Consider the following 22715-nt stretch of genomic DNA (forward strand, 5'->3'; position numbering starts at 1 on the left):
GCTAAGCCCTCCAGCGCCGATGGTACTGCACTCGGGAGGGTGTGGGAGAGTAGGACACCGCCGGACATTCTTTCCGTTCAGGGCCACCCCGAAAAGGGGTGGCCCTGAACGTGTTTCCGGGGCGGATCAAGGAAGGGGTGGACGCTGTCCGCCGATCCCGCAAATCCCCGCCGGCCCTCTCGGTAACCTGCTGAACACCCGCGAGGCCGCCGCGTCCTGCCGGCGCCGGGATGGGGGTGTGAACGAAGATGACCCGCGGGCAAGAATGCCGACCGCCCGCAGGGCGGGAATGCGGCGACGGGCCTGGCCACCGAATCGGGCAGGAGACGAAGGGCGCCCGCGTGCGGAAGCGGACCGGAGTTCATTCCACCGGCCCGGACCGGCGGGTGACGAAGACCGACCGGCGGCGATCAGCCGCGGCTCTGGATGGCGGCCCGGATGTCGCGGAAGAGCTTGCCCGCGTCGTCGACGGTGCGGCCGGGGAACATGCCGAGCACCACACTGCCGTGATCGGCCCATCCGCAGACCGCGAAGTCGCCGCCCTCCCCGCTGGTCGTGCCGCACTTCATGACGCCACCGAGGTCGCCGGCGGGCACCTCCCGCAGCCGGGTCACCTTCCCCGTCTCATCGGCCATCAGGCCGAAGAGACTGTCGAGGTCACGCTCCGGCTGCCACAGCAGGGTCGTGCCGCCGAAGACCAGGACGGAACGCTTCTCGTCGGCCGGGTCGCGGTAGACGGTGCCGAAACTACGGTCGAGCTCGATGTCCGCGGCGAAGCCGCTACGCAGATAGTCCGCCGTGCTGCGGGCCCGATCACTGTCGTCCCGAGTCAGCCCGGCCACCTGGTCCGGCGAGGAGATCCTGGTGTCCTTCTCCTGGGCGATCCGCCAGCCCATCACGCCCAGCGCGCCGGCTCCGGCCAGGCCCACCGCGAGCGCCGCACTCCACGCGATCCGCTGCCGCCGGGACCAACCCGCCCGCCGCTCCGGGCCGCTGGCGGGGTCCCGGTTGCTCAGCTGAATGGGCTCCTCGGTCAGCTCGACGGGCTCCGGGCCGTCGGGAAGCTGGCGATCAGTGAGATGTGCGTCGGACATAGCCGACACCGTACGCGAATGAGAGGTGGCGCACGCCAGGTCCGCCGAAGCCCTCCGTAGACTTTCACGGGTGACCGAGAGACTGGATGCCCGACGCCCCGACGCCCCCACCCTGCCCGGCCAGTACCAGCCGGGTGAGGTAGAGCAGCGACGGTACGAGCAGTGGGTAGCCGCCGGCCACTTCCGGGCGTCGGCGCAGAGTGACAAGCCCCCGTTCACCATCGTCATCCCGCCGCCGAACGTCACCGGCTCGCTGCACATGGGGCACGCGTTCGAGCACACCCTCATGGACTCGCTGAGCCGGCGTAAGCGGATGCAGGGCTTCGAGGCGCTCTGGCTGCCCGGCATGGACCACGCCGGCATCGCCACCCAGAACCTGGTCGAGCGGCAGCTCGCCGCCGAGGGGTTGTCCCGGCACGACCTGGGTCGGGAGAAGTTCGTCGAGCGCGTCTGGCAGTGGAAGGCCGAGTCCGGTGGCGCGATCCTCGGCCAGATGCGGCGCCTCGGCGACGCCGTCGACTGGGACCGGGAGCGCTTCACGATGGACGCCGGGTTGTCCCGCGCCGTCCAGACCATGTTCAAGAAGCTCTTCGACGACGGCCTCATCTACCGGGCCAACCGGATCATCAACTGGTGCCCGCGCTGCCTCACCGCGCTCTCCGACATCGAGGTGGAGCACACCGACGACGAAGGCGAGCTGATCTCGATCCGCTACAGCGACGAGGTGGTCGTGGCCACCACGCGGGCGGAGACCATGCTCGGCGACACCGCGGTCGCTGTGCACCCGGACGACGAGCGGTACAAGCACCTGATCGGCACCGAGGTGGCGGTGCCGCTCACCGACCGGCGGATCCCGATCGTCGCCGACGAGCACGTCGACCCGAGCTTCGGCACCGGCATGGTCAAGGTGACCCCGGCGCACGACCCGAACGACTTCGAGATCGGTCAGCGGCACGACCTGCCGGCACTGACGATCATGGACGAGCGGGGCATCATCACCGCGCACGGCCCGTTCCAGGGGCTGGACCGCTACGAGGCCCGCCCCGCGATCGTCGCCGCGCTGCGCGAGCAGGGCCTCATCGTCAACGAGAAGCGGCCGTACGTGCACGCGGTCGGGCACTGCTCGCGGTGCAAGACCACCGTCGAGCCGCGCCTGTCGCTCCAGTGGTTCGTGAACACCGCACCGCTGGCCAAGGCCGCCGGCGACGCGGTCCGGGACGGCCGGGTGAAGATCGAGCCGGCCGAGCTGGCCAAGCGCTACTTCGCCTGGGTGGACAACATGCACGACTGGTGCATCTCCCGCCAGCTGTGGTGGGGCCACCGCATTCCCGTCTGGTACGGGCCCAACGGTGAGATCGTCTGCGTCGGCCCGGACGAGCAGCCGCCGACCGGCGAGGGCTGGCGGCAGGACGAGGATGTCCTCGACACCTGGTTCTCCAGCGGCCTGTGGCCGTTCTCCACCCTGGGCTGGCCGGAGCAGACCCCGGACCTGGCGAAGTTCTATCCGACCAGTGTCCTGGTCACCGGGTACGACATCCTGTTCTTCTGGGTCGCCCGGATGATGATGTTCGGCCTGTACGCGATGGACGGGGTGCAACCGTTCGACGTGGTCGCCCTGCACGGCATGGTCCGTGACGAGCACGGCAAGAAGATGTCCAAGTCGTTCGGCAACGTGGTCGACCCGTTGGACTGGATCGACCGGTTCGGCGCCGACGCCACCCGGTTCACGCTGGCGCGCGGCGCCAACCCGGGCCAGGACGTGCCGGTCAGCGAGGAGTGGTGCCAGGGCTCCCGCAACTTCTGCAACAAGCTCTGGAACGCCACCCGGTTCGCGCTGATGAACGGTGCGCACACCGACGGGCCGCTGCCGGCCGCCGAGCAGCTCTCCACCGTCGACCGGTGGATCCTGTCCCGGCTCGCGCACGTCACCGCCGAGGTCGACGAGCAGTTCGAGGCGTACGAGTTCGCGAAGGTCTGCGACCTGCTGTACCACTTCGCCTGGGACGACGTCTGCGACTGGTACGTCGAGCTGAGCAAGCCGGTGCTCGGCGAGGGCGGGCCGGCCGCGGAGGTCTCCCGCCGGGTGCTGGGGCACGTGCTGGACCAGTTGCTGCGGCTGCTGCACCCGGTGATCCCGTTCGTCACCGACGAGCTGTGGACCGCCCTGACCGGCGCGGAGAGCGTGATGGTCGCCGCCTGGCCGGTGGCCGACCGTACGCTCGTCGACGACGCCGCCGAGGCGGAGGTCGGCACCCTGCAGCGGGTGGTGACCGAGATCCGCCGGTTCCGCTCCGATCAGGGGCTGCGGCCGACCCAGCGGGTCGCCGCCCGGCTCGATGGGCTCGTCCCGGCGGGCATCGCCGCGCACGAGCCGCTGATCCGGTCCCTGGCCCGGCTGGACGCGGCCGATGCCGACTTCCAGGCGAGCGCGACGCTGGCCATGCCGGGCGAGGTGAGCGTGGCGCTGGACACCCGGGGTTCGATCGACGTGGCCGCCGAGCGGGCCCGGCTCACCAAGGACCGGGCGGCCGCCGAGAAGGAGGCCGCGCAAGCGCGGGCGAAGCTCGACAATCCCGCTTTCGTAGGGAAGGCGCCGGAGCACGTGGTTGCCAAGATCCGTGAGCGACTCGCGGTGGCCGAGGCGGACCTGGTCCGCGTCGACGCCGCGTTGGAGGCGCTGCCGTCGTGACCGATCACCAAGCCTTCACCGAGGTGGAGGCCGAACTGGCCGAGCGGGGCTTCACCCGGATGGTCTTCGCGCTGGACCGGATCGAGTCCCTGCTCGACCTGCTCGGCAGCCCGCAGCGGGCGTACCCGTCGATCCACCTGACCGGGACCAACGGCAAGACGTCGACGGCCCGGATGATCGACTCCCTGCTGCGGGCGTTCGGCCTGCACACCGGCCGCTACACCAGCCCGCACCTGGAGACCGTCCGGGAGCGGATCAGCCTGGACGGGGAGCCGGTCAGCGAGGAGCGGTTCGTCGCCACCTACCGGGAGGTGGCCCCGCTCGCCCAGCTGGTCGACGAGCGTTCGGCGGAACCGCTCACCTACTTCGACATGACCACGGCCCTGGCGTTCGCGACCTTCGCCGACGCGCCCGTCGACATCGCGGTGGTCGAGGTGGGGCTTGGCGGCGCCGAGGACTCGACGAACGTGCTCCAGGCCGGCGTCGCGGTCATCACTCCGATCGGCCTGGACCACACCGAGTGGCTCGGCGACACGCTCGAGGACATCGCCCTGCACAAGGCGGGCATCATCTACCCCGGCGCCACGGTGATCTCCGCGGCGCAGGAGGAGGAGGCTGCCCGGCCGATCCTGGAGCGTTGCGCCGAGGTGGGGGCCACCATCGCCCGGGAGGGCTCGGAGTTCGGCGTGCTGCGCCGGTCGGTCGCCGTCGGTGGGCAGGTGCTGACCCTCCAGGGTCTCGGTGGCGTCTACGAGGAGGTGTTCGTCCCGCTGCACGGCGCGCACCAGGCGCAGAACGCGGCGGTGGCGCTCGCCGCGGTCGAGGCGTTCCTCGGCGCCGGTGCCCGTCGCCAGCTCGACATCGAGGCGGTACGTGAGGGGTTCGCGGCGGCCAGCTCGCCGGGACGGCTGGAGCGGGTACGCAGCGCCCCCACGATCCTGCTCGACGGCGCGCACAACCCGCACGGGATGGCCGCCACCGTCACCGCCCTGCAGGAGGAGTTCGCTTTCAGCAAGCTGGTGGCGGTCGTCGGCGTACTCGGCGACAAGGACGCCCCCGCCCTGCTCGAGCTGCTGGAGCCGGTGGTCGACCAGGTGGTGGTCACCACCAACAGTTCGCCGCGCGCGATGCCCGCGCGGGAACTGGCGGCGCTGGCCGCCGAGGTGTTCGGCCCCGATCGGGTAGAGGTGGCGGAGGAGATGCCGGACGCGATCGAGACGGCGGTGGCGCTGGCCGAGGAGGACGTACCGGGCGAGCTGAGTGGGGTGGGTGTGTTGATCACCGGGTCGGTGGTGACCGTGGCCGACGCCCGCCGGCTGCTGAAGCGATGACCGGGCCGGAACAGCCGCGCCGTTCCGGGCTGCGTAACCCGGAGCGATCGGTACGCAGCCTCGGCGCCGCCACCCTGAGCATCGAGGCGCTGGTGCTGCTGCTCGCCATCCAGCCCATCCGGGTGGTCGGCGCGAACCTGAGCGGAGCCGCGATCGGCACCGTGGTGGCGTTGGCGGTGCTGGGGGCGGTGCTCGCGGGCATGATGCGTCGCCCGTGGGCGTGGCACGCCGGCACTGTCCTGCAGGGGCTGTTGCTGCTCTCCGGCCTGCTGCACTGGTCGCTGCTGGTGCTGGGCATCATCTTCGCCCTCGTCTGGGGCTACGCCCTGCACGTCCGCCGAGTGATCCTCGGCTAACCCCCCCCACCTCCCTCCCTCCTCCCGCGCCCGATGCCGGCGCACGCATTCACGGAAAGAGTGGCCATCCCGCGCGGAACGGCCACTCTTTCCGTGAAAGAGGCGTCTCAGGGGCGCAGGGGCGGCGCGGGTGGAGCGGGTCAGGCGTCGGCGCGTTCGCGCCACTGGGTCAGGGCGATGCCGTGGCCGTCGGGGTCACGGAAGGCCGCCGCCCACACCTCGAACTTGGCACCCCGGTTGACCACGCGGGGTGCGTACGTGAAACGCACGCCGGAGTCGCGCAGCCGCCCGTACGCCGCCTGGATGTCGTCCACCTCGAGGTTGACGTGCACCAGCCGGCGGCTCACCGGCGCGGCCTCGCTCACCTGGCGGAGCACGAGCCGGGTCGGGCCCGAGGCGAGCAGCGCGTTGCCGTCGCCCTGGTCGACCTCGGTGAAGCCGAGCACGTCGCGGTAGAAGTCGAGCGACCGGGAGAGCTCGGTGACCAGCACGGTCAGACCGATCCCGCTGATCGGTGCGGCGGGATCAGCCGGATCGTCCGTCGGGTCGCCGCCGAAGATCGCCTCGTCGAGCTCGGCCGGCGTGACGTGCTCGTCGCGCGGCTCGCGGAGCGGGGTGGGCTCGTCCAGCGGCAGATCGAGGGGGTCGAGCGGGTCCTCCCGGGTGGTGGTGGGAGCCGTGGTCGCCGGGGTGACCGTGTCGAAGTCCTCCTCGGCCGGCGGGCGCGGAGCCGGGGTGGCCCGGCGCGGCAGTGAGCTGCTCGCCGCCGGCTCGACCAACGTCCCCTCCAGCACGACCGGTCCGCCCGGGCGCTGGTGCACCACGACCGGCTCGCGCTCGGCGGGCGGGCCGCCCGGGTCGTCGCGCAGCGGATCGCCGCGGAGTGGATCACCACCGAGCGGGTCGCGGAAGTCGTCGTCGGCCGAGCGTCCCGCCCAGGGCGGGGCGTCCTGCGCGATCAGCACCTCGTCCACCGGCTCGGTGCCGGCGTACTCGGGTGGAAGGTCGGCGGCGGCCGCGGCCGTCTCGGCGTGCGTGGGCACCTCGTCCCAGAGCACCCGGACGTGCCGCTGGTCGTCGAGCGCCACCCGGATGGGCAGGGTCTGCCCGAGCGACGGCCACTTGGACACCGGCACCCGCGGTTCGATGATCTTCTTGCTACGAGGGGGCAGCCCTGGCGCGTCGATGACCAGTTGCAGCTCGCACCGGCCGAACGCGTACTGAGTGGGTGGCTCGGAGGCGCTGTGTACGTGCCCCTCGCCGATCACCCAGGTGCGCCCCCCGGCCCGTACCGTGGCCAGCGCGATCGCCAGCACCAGCAGGGCAGTGCCGAGCGCTACGATGGCCCAGCTCATCATGCCGAGGCCGAAGAGCATCACGAAGGTGGCCACGGTGCCGAGCACCGCGGCGATCAGCTTGCGTACCGGTGCGATGGGCCGGCTCCCGCCATTCGCCACAGTGGACCTCCCGGGGGTCAAGGGCCAGGCTAGGCCGCAGCGGCCACCGGGGGAAAGGTCAGCCGCCGCGCCGGTGCCGGGACCGGGTCGCTAGGCTGACCGTACCCAGCCAGACCGGCTTCCGCGCACAGGAGGAACTCAGCGTGTCCAGCAGCATCCCCGAGGAGCGCACGCTCGTACTGATCAAGCCTGACGCGGTCCGCCGCGGCCTCGTCGGCGAGATCATCTCGCGTTTCGAGCGCAAGGGGCTGCGGATCGACGCGATGGACGTCCGGACCATGGACGCCGCGCTGGCCGACGCGCACTACGCCGAGCACGTGGACAAGCCGTTCTACCCTCCGCTGCACGCCTTCATGACCGGCGGACCGCTCGTCGCCCTGGTGCTCTCCGGCGACCAGGTCATCGACGTGGTCCGCAACCTGGTCGGCGCCACCGACGGGCGGCGGGCGGCGGCCGGCACCATCCGCGGCGACTTCTCCCTGTCGAACCGGGAGAACCTGGTGCACGCGTCCGACTCCGTCGACAGCGCCAAGCGCGAGATCGCGCTCTGGTTCCCCGAGCTGGCCTGACGTCGTCGCTCCTGCTCACCACCGTGCCGCCGGGCTCAGCCCGGCGGCACGGGTAGTTTCTCCGGGTTTCCCACGAGGTACAGGCCGGTGATCCGGCCCGCGGCGGCGGCCAGGGTCAGCGCGTAGAAGGTGCCGACGGGCTTCCCGATCAGGGCGCCCGGTTGGCCGTTGAACTCCATTCGCCGTACCGTCACCGGACGCCGCGGGCCGTAGACACCGGCGACGAAGCGGGCCACGCGGTCCGCTCCGACGATCGGATTGCGGGCCGCGCGTACCCGTCCGCCACCATCGGTCCACGCGATCGCGTCCTGGGCGACCAGTCCGGTCAGCGCCGCGAGGTCGCCGTCGCGGGCGGCGGCGAGGAAGGCGTCCAGCAGCCGTTCCTGCTCGGCCGGGCCCGCGGTGAACCGGCGCCGGTCCTGGCGTATCCGGGCTTCGGCGCGGTGCTGCAGCTGCCGGCAGTCCGCCGCCGACCGGTCCAGGATCTCGCCGATCTCCGCGTACGGCAGCTCGAAGGCGGCGTGCAACACGTAGACCGCCCGTTGGGGCGGGGTGAGTCGCTCGAGGACGTGCAGCAGCGCGATGGCGAGTGAGTCGCGCTGTTCGGCCCGATCGAGCGGGCTGAACGGGGGCGGGTCGGTCGGCACCGGTTCGGGCAGCCACGGTCCCACGTACGTCTCCCGGGCGGCCTGCCGGGCCCGCAGCCGGTCCATCGCGAGTCGGGTGACCACCCGGGAGAGGTAGCGCCGCGGCTCGGCCACCGCCGCGCGATTCGCGCCGAACCAGCGCAGGTACGCCTCCTGCAGCACGTCCTCGGCGTCGTGGCGGCTGCCGAGCAGGCGGTACGCCAGGCCGAGCAGCATCGGCCGGTGCGCGTCGAGCGCACCGGCCGATGCCACCGCGTCGGCGTTGACGACACGTGTGACGCTCGCCGACTCCGCGCCGGCCTCCGCCGCACCGACCACGTTCATGCCTCCGTCGGAGGCTGCTTCCGGGTCGTCACCGCGAGCCTGTTCCACACGTTGATTGTCGCGATTGCCATGAGCAGATCGGCAAGCTCCTTCTCCGACCAGACCGCCGCGGCCGCGTTCCAGACCTCGTCCGGCACACCGTGCTCACCGAGCCGGGTGACCGCGTCGGTCAGTGCCAGCGCGGTCCGCTCCCGTTCCGTGAAGAACGGCGCCTCTCGCCAGGCCACGACGGCGAAGAGCCGCCGGGTCGACTCGCCGCCGTGCAGTGCTTCGGTGCTGTGCATGTCGACGCAGAACGCGCAGCCGTTCAGCATCGACGCCCGGAGCTTGACCAGTTCCAGGACCGCCGGTTCGACGTTCGCCCGGACGTACTTCTCCAGCCCCATCACGGCCTGGTGCGCCTCCGGGGCCACCTCGGACGTGTTCAAGCGCATGACTACCTCCTTCATCGGCGTGTGACGCCAGTACGACGGAAGCGCCGGGGAGCGTTGTGACAGGCCGGGCCTGTGACGTCGTTCATTCCGGCCGGACAGCCTCCGTTCCGGTCACTGTCACTCACACCCCGGGAACCGGACACGTCCAACCGGTACACCCACGGGATCAGTCCCCGATCCGGGAGGAACGATGACCGAACTCGATCGACGTACGGTGCTGCGCGCGGGCCTGGTGGCCGGTGCCGGTGTGCTCGGCGGTCAGCTGCTCGGGGCGGCCGGCGCGGCGGCCGCACCCGCGTGGCGGCCGGCCGGGCGGCCCGTGCTCACCCACGGTGTGCAGAGCGGCGACGCGACGGCCGACTCCGCGCTGGTGTGGACCCGCGCCGACCGGCCCGGCCGGATGCTGGTGGAGGTGAGCCGCCGGCCCGACTTCCGTGGCGCCCGCCGGCTGACCGGCCCCGTGCTCGACCCGTCCGGCGACCTCACCGGCAAGGTGCGGTTGCGTGGGCTGCCCTCGGGCGAGCGGCTGCACTACCGGGTGCGGGTGGAGAGCCTCGACCGGCACGGGCTGGTCAGCGAGCCGTTGACCGGCACCCTGACCACCGCCGCGCGCCCGCACGACCGCCGGGACGTGCGCTTCGTCTGGACCGGTGACATCGTCGGGCAGGGCTGGGGCATCGCCCCGGACTTCGGCGGCATGTCGATCTTCCGGGCCATGCGGGCCACCCGTCCCGACTTCTACCTGTGCAGTGGGGACACGGTCTACGCCGACGGCCCGCTGACCGAGAGCGTGACCCTGCCGGACGGGCGGGTCTGGCGCAATGTCGTCACCCCGGAGAAGAGCAAGGTTGCCGAGACGCTGACCGAGTACCGGGGCCAGTACGCGTACAACCTGCTCGACGAGCATCTGCGCCGGTTCGTCGCCGAGGTGCCGCAGATCAACCAGTGGGACGACCACGAGGTGACCAACAACTGGTACCCGGGGGAGGTGCTGAACGACGACCGGTACACCGAGCGTCGGGTCGACGTGCTCGCCGCCCGGGCCCGGCAGGCGTTCCACGAGTGGGTGCCCACGCCGCTGGACGGGCGCCTCTACCGACGGTTGTCGTACGGGTCGTGGCTGGACATGTTCGTGTTGGACATGCGCACGTGGAAGGACCCGAACGACGGCAACACTTACGCCGACCCGAACCGGGGTCTGCTCGGCCGGGAGCAGCGCGAATGGCTGATTCGGGAGCTGAAGCGGTCCCGGGCGACGTGGAAGGTGATCGCCGCGGACCTGCCGATCGGCGTGGTCGTACCGGACGGCCCCGGCACCCAGGAGGGCGTGGCCCAGGGCGACCCGGGCGTGCCGGCCGGACGGGAGCTCGAGTTCGCCGAGGTGCTGCGGACGGCGCACCGGGCCGGAGTGACAGGCATCGTCTTCCTCACCGCCGACGTCCACTACAGCGCCGCGCACCACTACGACCCGGCGCGGGCGGCGATCGGCGACTTCACCCCGTTCTGGGAGTTCGTCTCCGGCCCGGCGCACGCCGGCGCGTTCGGTCCGAACGCACTGGACGGCACGTTCGGCCCGGAGGCGGTGTTCGTACACGCTCCGCCCCGGTCGAACACCTCACCCGCCGAGGGATTCCAGCACTTCGGCGAGGTGAGCATCGACGGCGACACGGGTGCCTTCACCGTCCACCTGCGGGACCGCGACGGCGTCTCGCTCTGGAGCAGGACGCTGGCGGCCCCGACCAGCTGACGGGAGGCGGTCAGCGGCGGCGGTGGCCCGGGACGCCGGGCCACCGCCTGGGAACTTCGGCGGTCCCGGGCGCGCCCCGGGGCCGCCGGCACATTCGGGTGACGGTCCCGCCATCCAGCGCCTACGTTGCCCGTCCGTCGGGTACAGAGGTACGCGCACCTGCGATCCAGCCGTACCGGAGCGCAGCCCAGGGCGGCCACCACCCGTTCGAGGATCTGGGGTCCGTCCGCTACCGTGACACCGCCCGCTCGCACACGATCTGCCGGAGGACCAGTGCCGCTGCTCTACACCATCGGCAAGCTCACCGTGGCGCCCACGATGCGGCTGGCTTTCCGCCCGACCGTGGAGGGGCTGGAGCATGTGCCGGAGACCGGTGGAGCGATCTTCGCCGGTAACCATCTCTCGGTCGCCGACGAGCTGTTCCTCGGCACGGTGGTGCCGCGGCATCTGGCGTTCTGGGCCAAGTCCGACTACTTCAAGGGCGTCGGGCTGAAGGGGGCGTTCTCGAAGTTCGTGCTCACCGGGCTCGGCGCGATCCCCGTCGAGCGGGCCGGTGGGCGGGCCGCGCTGTCCGCGTTCGACGCGGCGATCCCGGCGCTCAAGGCCGGCGAGCTGGTGGTCGTCTATCCGGAGGGAACCCGGTCGCCGGATGGTCGGCTCTACCGGGGACGCACCGGAGCGGTGCGGCTGGCGGTCGGCGCGGGAGTGCCGATCATCCCGGTCGGCACGATCGGTACCGAGAAGGTGCAGCCGATCGGTGCCCGGATCCCGCGTCCCGGCACCGGTAAGGTCACCATCCGGTTCGGCAAGCCTCTGGACTTCACCGGGCGTCCGGATGACAGCGCCTCGTTGCGTGCCATGACGGACGAGGTGATGAGCGAGATCCAGAAACTCACCGGCCAGGAGTACGTCTCGCGGTACGCGCCGATGCTGCGCCTCCAGCAGAGCCCGACCCGCCCCGATCCCGTCTGAGCCGCTGGACTGGCAGCGGGAGGCGACCGACCGATTCCGGCTGACGCCGGGCGGGTTCGGTGCAACGGCCGTCCGCGCACGGCGATCGTCACCGGGCTCTTCCGGGTGAGGCCTGTCCATGTTGCACAGTCGAGCTGTGCGTACCGGCGGGATTCCCGCCCCGGTCGCCCGGGACGGGTGCAACGGCGGGCCGGTGGCCGGCTCAGTTCCGGTCCGAGCTGACGATCTGGCCGCGCAGGGTGTCGAGCAGGCCGGCACTGTCCTGCAGGGAGAGGCGGGTGAAGACCGCGCTGGCGATGCTGCCGTGGTCGACCGACGTGCAGACGACCACCGCGTCACCCTCGGCGCGTCCCACCGCGCAGCGCTGGTGCCGGCCGCGTACGCCCGTGTCGACGGTTTCGACGGAACCGAGCTGGTACTTCTCGGTGAGCCGAGCGATCTCGTCGTCCGCGGCCGATTCGGGGTCGAACCGGAAGCCGGTGCCGCCGAAGACGGTCACCTGCTTGCCGTCCGGGTTCGCGTAGACGCCGGCGAAGGTGTCCTCGGCGAGCAGGTGCGCCTTGCGTACCTCCGCCTCGAGCTGCTGGGCGGCCTGCGTGCTGCGGCCGTCCTGCCGTAGCGACAGGTCGGCTACCCGGGCGGGGAGCGCGGCGTGAGCCGGGTACTGCGACCAGATCGGCATCCCGTAGTACGCCGGGCAGCCACAGCAGCAGGCGAGGGCGAGCAGCAGCAGCCACGGCCAGCGGCGTCGCTTCCGGACCGGGACGGGCACGTACCCCTTCGGGGCCCGCGAACCGGGCGGCGGCGCGGCCGGTGGCGGAGCGGGCCGTCGCTTGGACCGGCGCTGTCTCGGCGGCGCGACCGGTTGCGGTGGTAGTGGTGCGGCCGGTTGCGGCGGTAGTGCTGCGCCCGGTTGCGGCGGTAGTGCTGCGGCCGGTGGTGGTGCTGGCGGGCCCGCCGCCGGCTGCCGGGCCGGCGCGCTCGGTGGCGAGGGAACCGGGTGGACGGGCGACGGCACCGGGCGCGCGACCGGCGGCGGTGGGGCCGGTGCGGGGGGCCCGGAGTAGGGGCGCGTCGGCGGAGCGGGTGGGTAGGGCAGCGTCGGCGGCAGGGCCGGCAGTTCGGCCGAGGGCAGCTCCCAGCCGCCGGTGTCCGCGCCGGCCCAGGGATCCACCGGGATCCGGTGTTCGGGCGACTCGGGCATCGGCGGCGGGGTCGGCTCGGCGGACTCGCCCCAGGAACGTCGCCGTGGCGGTGGCGGCGGCACCGGGGCGGAACCGCTCCAGCGCGGCGCCGGGTCGGCTGCCTCGCCGACGGGCAGCGGCTTGGTGCCGGCGGGACCGTCGGGCTGTGGCGCGTCTCCGCCCGTCGGCGCGGTCTCGTCGAGGCGGCCGCCCTCGCGCTCGTCGACGGCGGTGGACTCCGTCGGGTCGGTGCCCGCGGGCCCGTCGGTCCTCGTCGGTTCGTCGAGGCGGAGCGTGCCGTCCGTCCGGTCTGCTGGCGCGGTCTCGTCGAGGCGGCGCGTGCCGTCGGTCGGGTCCGCGGGCGCGGTCTCGTCGAGGCGGTGTGTGCCGTCGGGACCGATCGGGTCGTCCGGCCCGCTCGTGGTCGGCGCGTCAGTGGGAGCGGCGACCGAACCGCCGGGCGGAGCCGCCGGGCCCGTGGCGGCGGCTTCCGGTGGTGCGGGGGAGGGATCGGGCTGTCCGGCTGGTGTGGGGGAGGGATCGGGCTGTCCGGCGACGGCCGGATCACGGTCCGACCCCGTGCCCGGGGGGTTCCCGTGGGCCGGCCGGTCCGCCCCCGGCTGCGGCTCCGGCATCCGGCAATCTCCTCTCGCGCCGACCCGAGGTTAGTACCGGTCCGCCACGCGCGGGGAGCCGACCACCGCGCCTCGGACGGTGCTGGTGGCTGACCAGCGCGGGGACGGACCGGGTGAGCCGCCGCCCGTGCCGGCGGGCCGCCGCCGCGCGCGTGGCCGCCACCGGTGCTCGCGTACGCTTGGGCATCATGAGCGTCCAGTCCACGACGCCGCGCCCGGTCGCGGCCAACTCCGTTTGGCCCCAGCTGGAGTCGCTGCTGCCTCAGGTGACCAAGCCCATCCAGTACGTCGGTGGTGAGCTGGGGGCGGTGGTGAAGGACTGGGACGCGGCGGCGGTTCGCTGGGCGCTGATGTACCCGGACGCGTACGAGGTGGGTCTGCCCAACCAGGGTGTGCAGATCCTCTACGAGGTGCTCAACGAGCTGCCCGACGTGCTGGCCGAGCGGACGTACGCGGTCTGGCCGGACCTGGAGAAGCTGATGCGCGCGCACCGCGTGCCGCAGTTCACCGTCGACGCCCACCGCCCGGTGCGTGACTTCGACGTGTTCGGCATCTCCTTCGCCACCGAGCTGGGCTACACGAACCTGCTCACCGCCATCGACCTGGCCGGCATTCCGCTGCTCGCGGCCGACCGCACCGACGCCGACCCGGTGGTCCTGGCTGGCGGGCACGCCGCGTTCAACCCGGAGCCGATCGCCGACTTCATCGACGCCGCCGTGCTCGGCGACGGCGAGGAGGCGGTCCTGGAGATCACCGCGATCGTCCGGGAGTGGAAGGCCGAGGGCTGCCCGGGCGGGCGTGACGAGCTGCTGCTGCGGCTCGCCCGTACCGAGAGCGTGTACGTGCCGCGCTTCTACGACGTGGACTACCTGCCGGACGGCCGGATCCAGCGGGTCGTGCCGAACCGGGCGGACGTGCCGTTCCGGGTGCACAAGCGCACGACCATGGACCTGGACGCCTGGCCGTACCCGAAGAAGCCGCTGGTGCCGCTCGCCGAGACGGTCCACGAGCGGTACGCGGTGGAGATCTTCCGGGGCTGCACCCGCGGCTGCCGGTTCTGCCAGGCGGGCATGATCACCAGGCCGGTGCGGGAACGCTCCATCACCACGGTGGGGCAGATGGTGCAGGAGGGGCTGGAGTTCTCCGGCTTCCACGAGGTGGGGCTGCTCTCCCTCTCGTCCGCCGACCACTCCGAGATCGGCGACATGTGCTCCGGCCTGGCCGAGCAGTACGCGGGCACCAACGTGTCGCTCTCGCTGCCGTCGACCCGGGTGGACGCCTTCAACATCGACCTGGCCCAGGAGCTGTCCCGCAACGGCCGGCGGACCGGTCTGACCTTCGCCCCCGAGGGCGGGTCGGAGCGGATCCGCAAGGTGATCAACAAGATGGTGTCGAAGGACGACCTCATCCGCACCGTGGTCACCGCCTACACCAACGGCTGGCGGCAGGTGAAGCTCTACTTCATGTGCGGCCTCCCCACCGAGACCGACGACGACGTCCTCGAGATCGCCGACATGGCGCACGAGGTCATCCGGGCCGGGCGGGCGGCCACCGGTTCCAAGGACATCCGCTGCACGGTCTCCATCGGTGGATTCGTGCCGAAGCCGCACACCCCCTTCCAGTGGGCTGCGATGGAGCGGCCCGAGGTCATCGACGGCCGGCTCAAGCTGCTCAAGCAGGCGATCAACGCCGACCGGTCGCTGGGCCGGGCCATCGGCTTCCGCTACCACGACGGCGAACCGTCGCTGATCGAGGGGCTGCTCAGCCGGGGTGACCGCCGGGTCGGGGCGGTGATCCGCAAGGTGTGGGAGAACGGTGGCCGGTTCGACGGTTGGAGCGAGCACTTCTCCTACCAGCGCTGGGTGGACGCCGCGGCCGAGGTGCTGCCCGCGTTCGGGGTCGACCTGGACTGGTACACCACGCGTGAGCGTGACGAGCTCGAGGTTCTCCCGTGGGACCACCTGGACTCCGGGCTGGACAAGGACTGGCTCTGGCAGGACTGGCAGGACTCGCTGAGCGAGTACGAGCAGGACGACTGCCGTTGGACGCCGTGCTTCGACTGCGGTGTGTGCCCGGCGATGGACACCGAGATCCAAATCGGGCCAACCGGTAAGAAGTTGCTCCCGCTGACGCCGGTGAACGGGTTGAAACTGCCCGCCGGCACCCAGCAGTAGCGTCGAGAGGTCTCCGCCCCGGCCGCGTACCGTCACGGACCCTGCGCCAGGATGGGGCGGACACGCAGGTACATCCGAGGAGTTCACGATCGCCAGAAAGCCTCAGCCCGAGGGCGGCCAGGCGCCCGTCGTCCAGCGGGTTCGAATCCGGTACGCCAAGCGTGGCCCGCTGCGGTTCACCTCGCACCGGGACTTCGCCCGGGCCTTCGAGCGCGCGCTGCGCCGGGCCGGCGTGCCGATCGCCTTCTCCCAGGGCTTCACCCCGCACCCGAAGATCTCGTACGCCTCCGCCGCGCCCACCGGCGTGGGTAGTGAGGCGGAGTACCTGGAGATCGGCCTGCGCGAGCCGGTCGACCCGGCGCGGCTGCGTGACGCCCTGGACGCGGCGCTCTCGCCCGGGCTCGACGTGCTCGACGCCGTGGAGGCGGCCGGCGGCAGCCTCGCCGACCGGATCGAGGCGTCCCGCTGGCGGATCGAACTGCCCGACGTCGACCCGGCCGCGCTGGAGCGGGCGGTGACGGCGTTCACGGCAGCCGGGGAGATCCAGGTCGAGCGGATGACCAAGCAGGGGCGGCGCACCTTCGACGCGCGTGCCGCCGTCATCGCCATCGATATGCTCCCACCGTCGGAGACGCCTTCCGGGGAACCGGCCGTACCGTGTGCGATACTCGAAGTGGTCGTGCGGCAGGTCACCCCGTCCGTACGACCCGATGACGTCCTTTCCGGCCTCCGCGTGGTGGCCGGCCTGGAGCCGCCGGTTCCGCCGAGAGTGACTCGGCTGGCTCAGGGCACGCTGACCGCGCAGGGCGAGATCGTGGATCCGTTGGATGCGGACCGCGACGGGGCAACCATCGGTGAACGCTGACCGACGGTCAGTGTTCGAGTAGGCAGACTTCGGCGGTCGCGCACCTCGCGCACCGGCGGAACACCTTTTGCGGCGACCCTGCGTGGCAGCGCTCACCCGCGCCCGGGGCAGCCAGAACTGGAGAACGTCCATGCTCGAGAACGAGCCCGAGGGCGGCGAACGGACCGGTTCACAGCCGGCCGGCGACACCGCCGATCAGCAGCACAACCCCGTCGACGGGGGCGCCGTGGAGAGCCGGATCGGCGTGGAGGGCGCCGAGGAGTCCGGCGCCGCCGAGCCGGCGCCGACCAAGCGGCGTACCACCCGGCGGCGCGCCACGCCGGTCAACAAGCCGGAGGAGGGCGAGGTCCCCGTCGCGGCACCCACCACCGGTGTGGGCAGCGCCGAGTCTCCGCAGGCGGAGGTCTTCGCGCCGATCTCCGGCGACTCGGACGCCGCTCCGAAGACCCCGCGCCGCCGCCGCAAGTCGACGGCCGCGAAGGCGGTCGAGGAGCCCGTCGTCGCGGAGGCCGTCGAGGAGGGTGCCGCGGATCTCGTCCCGCCGGTCAAGGTCACCCGTACCCGGCGGCGGAAGACCGAGCCCACCGTCGAGCCGGCCGCCGCGACTCCGGCCGAACCCACCGAGGAGGCGGCGCCGGCAGCCACCGAGGAGGTTCCGCCGGCCACCGCGACGGCCGAGGAGCCGGAGACCGCGGCCGAGCAGGCGGCGCAGCCGGGGCCCGACAGCAGCGCCGAGGCCCAGACCGGCGATGTCGCGCCCGGGGTGGCCGTGCCCGCCGCCGAGCAGCCCACCGACGTGGCCGAGTTGGCGGAGCAGCCGCGTGGCCGCCGCCGGCGGGCCGCGCTCGCCGCCCCCACTGTGCTGTTCATGGCCCCGCAGCCGGAAGTGGCACCTGTCGTGCGGGCGGCCGAGCCCACCCCCGTCGAGGAGCCGGCCGCCGAGGAGCCTGCCGAGCCTGCCCGCCGCCGGCGGCGTGGCCGCCGGGAGGCCGAGCTGGTGGAGCCGGTCGAGGCGGAGCAGGAGCTGATCGAGGAGGCTGTCGAGGCCGAGGAGGCCGCCGAGGCGGAAGAGGACGAGGAGGATTCCCTCGCCGCTCGGCGCCGGCGCCGGCGCGGCCGCCGGGGCCGTGGCCGGGGCAAGGGCGGTGCCGAGGAGGCCGAGGACGAGGAGGCCGAGGAGGCCGCGCAGGCCGAGGCCGAGACCGAGGCTGAGGAAGCCGAGGCTGAGGGGGCCGAGGACGAGGAGACCGAGGGCGGAGACGGCCTGACCCGCCGCCGCCGGCGGCGCCGTCGCCGTGGCGCCGGTGACGTCGAGGCGGGCGCGGACGACGGCGTCCCGACCGTGGTCAAGATCCGTGAGCCGCGCCGGACCGTGGATGAGGTCCAGGGGGTCTCCGGCTCCACCCGACTGGAGGCGAAGCGCCAGCGCCGCCGGGACGGCCGGGAGCAGCGGCGTACGCGGCCGCCGATCCTCAGCGAGGCGGAGTTCCTGGCCCGCCGCGAGGCGGTGGACCGGGTGATGGCGGTACGTCAGCGTGGTGACCGCACCCAGATCGCGGTGCTCGAGGACGGCGTCCTGGTCGAGCACTACGTCACCCGCAACTCCTCGGGCACCATGGCCGGGAACGTCTACCTGGGCAAGGTGCAGAACGTCCTGCCGAGCATGGAGGCGGCCTTCGTCGACATCGGCCGAGGGCGCAACGCGGTGCTCTACGCCGGCGAGGTCAACTGGGACACCACCGGCCTGGAGGGGAGGGCCCGCTCGATCGAGCAGGCGCTCAAGTCCGGCGACTCGGTGCTGGTGCAGGTCACCAAGGACCCGATCGGGCACAAGGGGGCCCGGCTGACCAGCCACATCGCGCTCTCCGGCCGGCACCTGGTCTACGTGCCGAACGGCAACGCGTCCGGGATCAGCCGCAAGCTGCCGGACAACGAGCGCAAGCGGCTGCGGGACGTGCTGAAGAAGCTGGTCCCGGACGGCGCGGGCGTGATCGTCCGTACCGCCGCCGAGGGTGCCAGCGAGGACGAGTTGGCGCGCGACGTCAAGCGGCTCCAGGCACAGTGGGAGGACATCCAGGCCAAGGCGGCCGAGGGCGGCGCTCCGGTGCTGCTCTACGAGGAGCCGGACCTGGTCATCCGGGTGGTCCGGGACCTCTTCAACGAGGACTTCCGCGAGCTGGTCATCGAGGGCGACGAGTCGTACGACGTGGTCGAGTCGTACCTGTCGCACGTCTCGCCGGACCTGGTTCCCCGGCTGCGCCGGTACGTCGGCACCGCTGACGTCTTCGCCGAGTACCGGATCGACGAGCAGATCCTCAAGGGGCTGGACCGTAAGGTCTTCCTCCCCTCCGGCGGCTCCCTGGTGATCGACCGTACCGAGGCGATGACCGTCATCGACGTCAACACCGGCAAGTACACCGGCTCCGGGGGCAACCTGGAGGAGACGGTCACCCGCAACAACCTGGAGGCGGCCGAGGAGATCGTGCGCCAGCTCCGGCTGCGCGACCTCGGCGGCATCGTGGTGATCGACTTCATCGACATGGTGCTGGAGTCGAACCGTGAGCTGGTGCTGCGCCGGCTGACCGAGTGCCTGGGCCGGGACCGCACCAAGCACCAGGTAACCGAGATCACGTCGCTCGGCCTGGTGCAGATGACCCGTAAGCGGATCGGCGCGGGGCTGCTGGAGGCGTTCAGCGAGACCTGCGAGTGCTGCAAGGGTCGCGGCGTGATCATCCACACCGAGCCGGTGCCGGAGAAGCCGCGTACCGGTGGGGCGGCGGAGAAGGTCAAGGCGGTGGCCTCCGCGGTGGTCACCCCGGCGGCCGAGTCCGCCGGCACGTCCCGGCGTCGCGCGCGTAAGGCGGCCCCGGTGGAGCGGACGGTGGCCGAGGTCAGCGAGACCGAGCCCCGTGCCGACACCACCGAGGTGGACGCCACCACCAGCGCGGCCGCCGTCACCGGCGCCGACACGACCGCGGGCCACGACGCCGACTACTACGACCCGATGGGTTACGACCTCTCCCGCTACGAGACGGGCACCGCGGCGGCCCCGGCGGTCGCCGACAGCCAGGAGGGCGACTCGGCCCGGCTGGCCGCGGCCGACGACCCCGACGCGCTCACCGAGGAGAGCGAAGAGGAGACCACCGGCCGGCGCAGAGCCCGCCGCGGCGGCGCTCGGCGGCGTACCCGCCCGTGATCTGACCGGTCGCCGCTACGCGTGGACGGCAGGGCCCCCACCGGCACGATGGCGCCGGTGGGGGCCCCGCCTGTTCCCCGGGCAGAACGACCGGGCCAAGGACCGCTCGACGAGACCGAGCTGGACCGCCTCCAGCAGCGCCTCGACCGGCTCTGTCCGGGCTGATCCGCGGGCCGGTTTGGGCTGCGGGGCGGGCATGGCGTACGCTTGCCTGCGGCGCACTCTTGTGTGCCGAGTTCCCGCGTGCCCGCGCCGCCGTGCCACTGCTACCCGGCGAGCCGCCGTGGGGACGACCACCAGCAGCCTCAACGACAGGGAGTCCGCCTCCGATGTACGCGATCGTCAAGACCGGCGGCAAGCAGTACAAGGTCGCCGAGGGCGACGTGATCGAGGTCGAGAAGCTCGCCGGCGCGCCCGGCGACGCGGTGCAGCTGGCCGCGGTGCTCCTCGTCGACGGTGACGACCTGGTGACCGACGCGGCGCAGCTCGCCAAGGTCGCGGTGTCCGGCGAGATCGCCGCGCACACCAAGGGCCCCAAGATCCGGATCCACAAGTTCAAGAACAAGACCGGCTACCACAAGCGCCAGGGTCACCGCCAGCCGCTGACCCAGGTCAAGGTGACCGGCATCTCCAGCGGGAAGTAGGTCGTCCTCAGATGGCTCACAAAAAGGGTGCGTCCAGCTCGCGTAACGGCCGTGACTCCGCGGCCCAGCGGCTCGGCGTGAAGCGTTTCGGTGGCCAGGTGGTCAGCGCCGGCGAGATCATCGTCCGGCAGCGTGGCACCAAGTTCCACCCGGGTGACCTGGTCGGCCGTGGCGGGGACGACACGCTCTTCGCGCTGTCCGACGGTGCGGTCCAGTTCGGCACCAAGCGCGGTCGTAAGACCGTCAGCATCGTGCCGCAGCAGTAGTTTTCCGGCGAAGCGGGCCGCGGACCTGGTGTCCCGGCCCGCTTCGCTTTTCTCGTGCGGGGCGCTCCCCGCTGGAAGGATTGACAGCGTGACGACGTTCGTTGACCGGGTCGTCCTGCACCTGCAGGCCGGCGACGGCGGGCACGGCTGTGTCTCGATCCACCGGGAGAAGTTCAAGCCGTTCGGCGGGCCGGACGGCGGCAACGGCGGGCACGGCGGCAGCGTGACGCTGGTCGTCGACCCGCAGGTGCACACCCTGCTCGACTTCCACTTCCGCCCGCACGTCAAGGCGCCGAACGGCAAGGGTGGCGCCGGATCGCACCGGGACGGTGCGAACGGCACCGACCTGGTGCTCAAGGTCCCCAGCGGCACCGTGGTGCAGAGCCAGGACGGCACGGTGCTCGCCGACCTGGTCGGCGCCGGCACGACCTTCGAGGCGGCGCGCGGCGGCCGGGGTGGCCGGGGCAACGCCTCGCTGGCCAACTCCCGGCGCAAGGCGCCGGGCTTCGCCGAGCTCGGCGAGCCGGGCGAGACGCTCGACGTGGTGCTGGAGCTGAAGAGCGTCGCCGACGTCGGCCTGGTCGGTTTCCCGTCGGCCGGCAAGTCCTCGCTCATCTCCGTGATCTCCGCGGCCAAGCCGAAGATCGCCGACTACCCGTTCACCACGCTGGTGCCCAACCTCGGCGTGGTCCGGGTCGACAACCACACCTTCACCGTCGCCGACGTGCCCGGCCTGATCCCCGGTGCGGCCAGCGGCAAGGGCCTCGGCCTGGAGTTCCTCCGGCACATCGAGCGATGCGCCGTGCTGGTGCACGTCATCGACACCGCCACCCTGGAGCTCGGCCGGGACCCGCTCGCCGACATCGATGCCATCGAGGCCGAGCTGAACGAGTACGGCGGCCTGACGGACCGGCCCCGGCTGGTGGCGCTCAACAAGATCGACGTACCGGACGGCCGGGACCTGGCCGAGATGGTCCGGCCGGACCTGGAGGCGCGTGGGCTCCGGGTCTTCGAGGTCTCCACCGCCACCCGCGAGGGGCTGAAGGAACTCACGTACGCCATGGCGGAACTCGTCGAGGGTGCCCGCGCCGCGACGCCGATCATCGAGCCGACCCGGATCGTGATCCGGCCGGCCGCCGTGGACGACACCGGCTTCACGATCGAGGCGGAAACGGACGGCTCCTACACCGTCCGCGGGGCGCGTCCGGAGCGCTGGGTCCGGCAGACGAACTTCGACAACGACGAGGCGGTCGGTTACCTCGCCGACCGGCTGGCCCGGCTCGGCGTCGAGGAGAAGCTGGCGAAGGCCGGCGCCCAGCCCGGTGACCTGGTCCGCATCGGGGAGCGCGAGTTCGACTGGCAGCCGACGCTCTACGCCGGTGCCGAGTTCGTTCCCGGCGTACGCGGCGCCGACCAGCGGTTGGAAGAGAAGCCGACGCGCGCCTCGGCGGCTGAGCGGCTGGCCGCCCGCAAGGCGCGCCGGCAACGGCCCGCCGACGAGATCGGGACGGACGTGGCCGACGAGGTCGAGACCGACGTGGCGGACGAGGTCGAGGACTCCGAATAGCCCGGTACCGTCCGCAATCGGGTCGGTTTGCGGAAACCTGGCGGAAATCCGCCCGGCCTACCGTGAAGCGATGTTGATCGAGTCCCGCGCCGCCACCGATCCGGAGGTCGCCGCCCTGGTCACGGCCCAGCAGCGTGAGCTGCGGGAAGCCGACGGCGGGTTGGACGGGCAGGTGACCCAGACCCACGACGACATCCGGTATCTCGCCGTCGTGGTCAACGGTCGGGCGGTCGCGTGCGGCGGCGTCCAGGCCCTCGACGAGGAATCCGGCGAGATAAAGCGGATGTACGTCCGGCCGGCGTACCGGGGTCGGGGAATCGCCCGCCAGTTGCTGGCGGCGCTGGAGGAACTGGCGTACCAGCAGGGGCACAGCAGCGTCCGCCTGGAGACCGGCACGTACCTGCCGGCGGCGGTCGGTCTCTACACCTCGTGCGGGTACGAGCCCATCCCGGCCTACGGCGAGTACGTCGGCAATCCGTACAGCGTCTGCTTCGCCAAGCGTCTGCCGGTGCTGGCCTGACCTGCCCCCGGCGCTCGGGCGGCTCGTGCGCCACGCCGGTGCCG

General features: G+C 72.2%; 18 protein-coding genes. 13 read left to right on the forward strand and 5 right to left on the reverse strand.

Features of this window, described 5'->3' with window-relative positions:
* Positions 1–410: 410 nt before the first annotated feature.
* Positions 411–1094, reverse strand: a complete 684-nt coding sequence (locus tag BXA10_RS24835; RefSeq protein WP_076473256.1) for a hypothetical protein — start codon at positions 1092–1094, stop codon at positions 411–413.
* 70 nt (positions 1095–1164) lie between these two features.
* Between BXA10_RS24835 and BXA10_RS24840 the strand changes: the two genes are divergently transcribed.
* The 3 genes from BXA10_RS24840 to BXA10_RS24850 are packed head-to-tail and all read left to right on the forward strand — an operon-like array spanning position 1165 to position 5470.
* A complete protein-coding gene (locus tag BXA10_RS24840) occupies positions 1165–3783 on the forward strand; it encodes a valine--tRNA ligase (RefSeq protein WP_076473257.1) in 2619 nt (872 codons plus the stop codon).
* 59 nt (positions 3784–3842) lie between these two features.
* On the forward strand, positions 3843–5114 hold the full coding sequence (locus tag BXA10_RS24845; protein WP_245828477.1) for a bifunctional folylpolyglutamate synthase/dihydrofolate synthase: 1272 nt from the start codon (positions 3843–3845) through the stop codon (positions 5112–5114).
* Positions 5111–5470, forward strand: coding sequence for a DUF4233 domain-containing protein (locus BXA10_RS24850; RefSeq protein ID WP_076473259.1), 360 nt, complete (start codon positions 5111–5113; stop codon positions 5468–5470). Before BXA10_RS24845 ends, BXA10_RS24850 begins: the two co-directional genes overlap by 4 nt.
* 140 nt (positions 5471–5610) lie before the next feature.
* Here BXA10_RS24850 and BXA10_RS24855 read toward each other — a convergent pair whose 3' ends face one another.
* Complete coding sequence (locus BXA10_RS24855; RefSeq protein ID WP_076473260.1) at positions 5611–6927, reverse strand: VOC family protein; 1317 nt, start codon at positions 6925–6927, stop codon at positions 5611–5613.
* Between the two features lie 143 nt (positions 6928–7070).
* Here BXA10_RS24855 and ndk point away from each other — a divergent pair, with 143 nt between their 5' ends.
* On the forward strand, positions 7071–7496 hold the full coding sequence (gene ndk, locus BXA10_RS24860; RefSeq protein WP_076473261.1) for a nucleoside-diphosphate kinase: 426 nt from the start codon (positions 7071–7073) through the stop codon (positions 7494–7496).
* Positions 7497–7531: 35 nt separating this feature from the next.
* Here the strand turns inward: ndk and sigJ are convergent, their stop codons facing one another.
* Positions 7532–8515, reverse strand: coding sequence for an RNA polymerase sigma factor SigJ (sigJ, locus tag BXA10_RS24865; RefSeq protein ID WP_245828459.1), 984 nt, complete (start codon positions 8513–8515; stop codon positions 7532–7534).
* Positions 8464–8901 carry a carboxymuconolactone decarboxylase family protein gene (locus BXA10_RS24870; protein ID WP_245828462.1) on the reverse strand — a complete coding sequence of 146 codons (438 nt, stop codon included), beginning with the start codon at positions 8899–8901 and terminating at the stop codon, positions 8464–8466. The genes sigJ and BXA10_RS24870 overlap by 52 nt, the downstream gene beginning before the upstream one ends.
* A gap of 190 nt (positions 8902–9091) precedes the next feature.
* Between BXA10_RS24870 and BXA10_RS24875 the strand changes: the two genes are divergently transcribed.
* Together BXA10_RS24875 and BXA10_RS24880 are read left to right on the forward strand one after the other, a co-directional pair.
* Entirely contained in the window at positions 9092–10648 is a 1557-nt protein-coding gene (locus BXA10_RS24875; protein WP_076473263.1) for an alkaline phosphatase D family protein, read from the forward strand.
* A gap of 273 nt (positions 10649–10921) precedes the next feature.
* Complete coding sequence (locus tag BXA10_RS24880; RefSeq protein ID WP_076473264.1) at positions 10922–11620, forward strand: lysophospholipid acyltransferase family protein; 699 nt, start codon at positions 10922–10924, stop codon at positions 11618–11620.
* Positions 11621–11822: 202 nt separating this feature from the next.
* Here the strand turns inward: BXA10_RS24880 and BXA10_RS32750 are convergent, their stop codons facing one another.
* Complete coding sequence (locus tag BXA10_RS32750; RefSeq protein WP_425436115.1) at positions 11823–12824, reverse strand: hypothetical protein; 1002 nt, start codon at positions 12822–12824, stop codon at positions 11823–11825.
* An 803-nt stretch (positions 12825–13627) separates the two neighbouring features.
* Between BXA10_RS32750 and BXA10_RS24890 the strand changes: the two genes are divergently transcribed.
* From BXA10_RS24890 to BXA10_RS24920, 7 genes are all read left to right on the forward strand, one after another.
* Positions 13628–15613 carry a TIGR03960 family B12-binding radical SAM protein gene (locus BXA10_RS24890; RefSeq protein ID WP_076473337.1) on the forward strand — a complete coding sequence of 662 codons (1986 nt, stop codon included), beginning with the start codon at positions 13628–13630 and terminating at the stop codon, positions 15611–15613.
* A gap of 145 nt (positions 15614–15758) precedes the next feature.
* The gene (locus tag BXA10_RS24895) at positions 15759–16478 is read left to right on the forward strand and encodes a TIGR03936 family radical SAM-associated protein (RefSeq protein WP_076473266.1); all 720 of its coding nucleotides are present in this window, start codon (positions 15759–15761) and stop codon (positions 16476–16478) included.
* A gap of 130 nt (positions 16479–16608) precedes the next feature.
* Positions 16609–19674, forward strand: a complete 3066-nt coding sequence (locus tag BXA10_RS24900) for an Rne/Rng family ribonuclease (RefSeq protein ID WP_076473267.1) — start codon at positions 16609–16611, stop codon at positions 19672–19674.
* Positions 19675–20003: 329 nt separating this feature from the next.
* Positions 20004–20318, forward strand: coding sequence for a 50S ribosomal protein L21 (gene rplU, locus BXA10_RS24905; protein ID WP_076473268.1), 315 nt, complete (start codon positions 20004–20006; stop codon positions 20316–20318).
* 11 nt (positions 20319–20329) lie between these two features.
* On the forward strand, positions 20330–20584 hold the full coding sequence (rpmA, locus tag BXA10_RS24910) for a 50S ribosomal protein L27 (protein ID WP_076473269.1): 255 nt from the start codon (positions 20330–20332) through the stop codon (positions 20582–20584).
* 88 nt (positions 20585–20672) lie between these two features.
* A complete protein-coding gene (gene obgE, locus BXA10_RS24915) occupies positions 20673–22151 on the forward strand; it encodes a GTPase ObgE (protein WP_076473270.1) in 1479 nt (492 codons plus the stop codon).
* A gap of 70 nt (positions 22152–22221) precedes the next feature.
* Entirely contained in the window at positions 22222–22671 is a 450-nt protein-coding gene (locus BXA10_RS24920) for a GNAT family N-acetyltransferase (protein WP_076473271.1), read from the forward strand.
* Positions 22672–22715 lie beyond the last annotated feature (44 nt).

Source organism: Micromonospora avicenniae, assembly GCF_900156065.1.
In the GTDB taxonomy this organism is placed as follows: Bacteria; Actinomycetota; Actinomycetes; order Mycobacteriales; family Micromonosporaceae; genus Micromonospora; species Micromonospora avicenniae.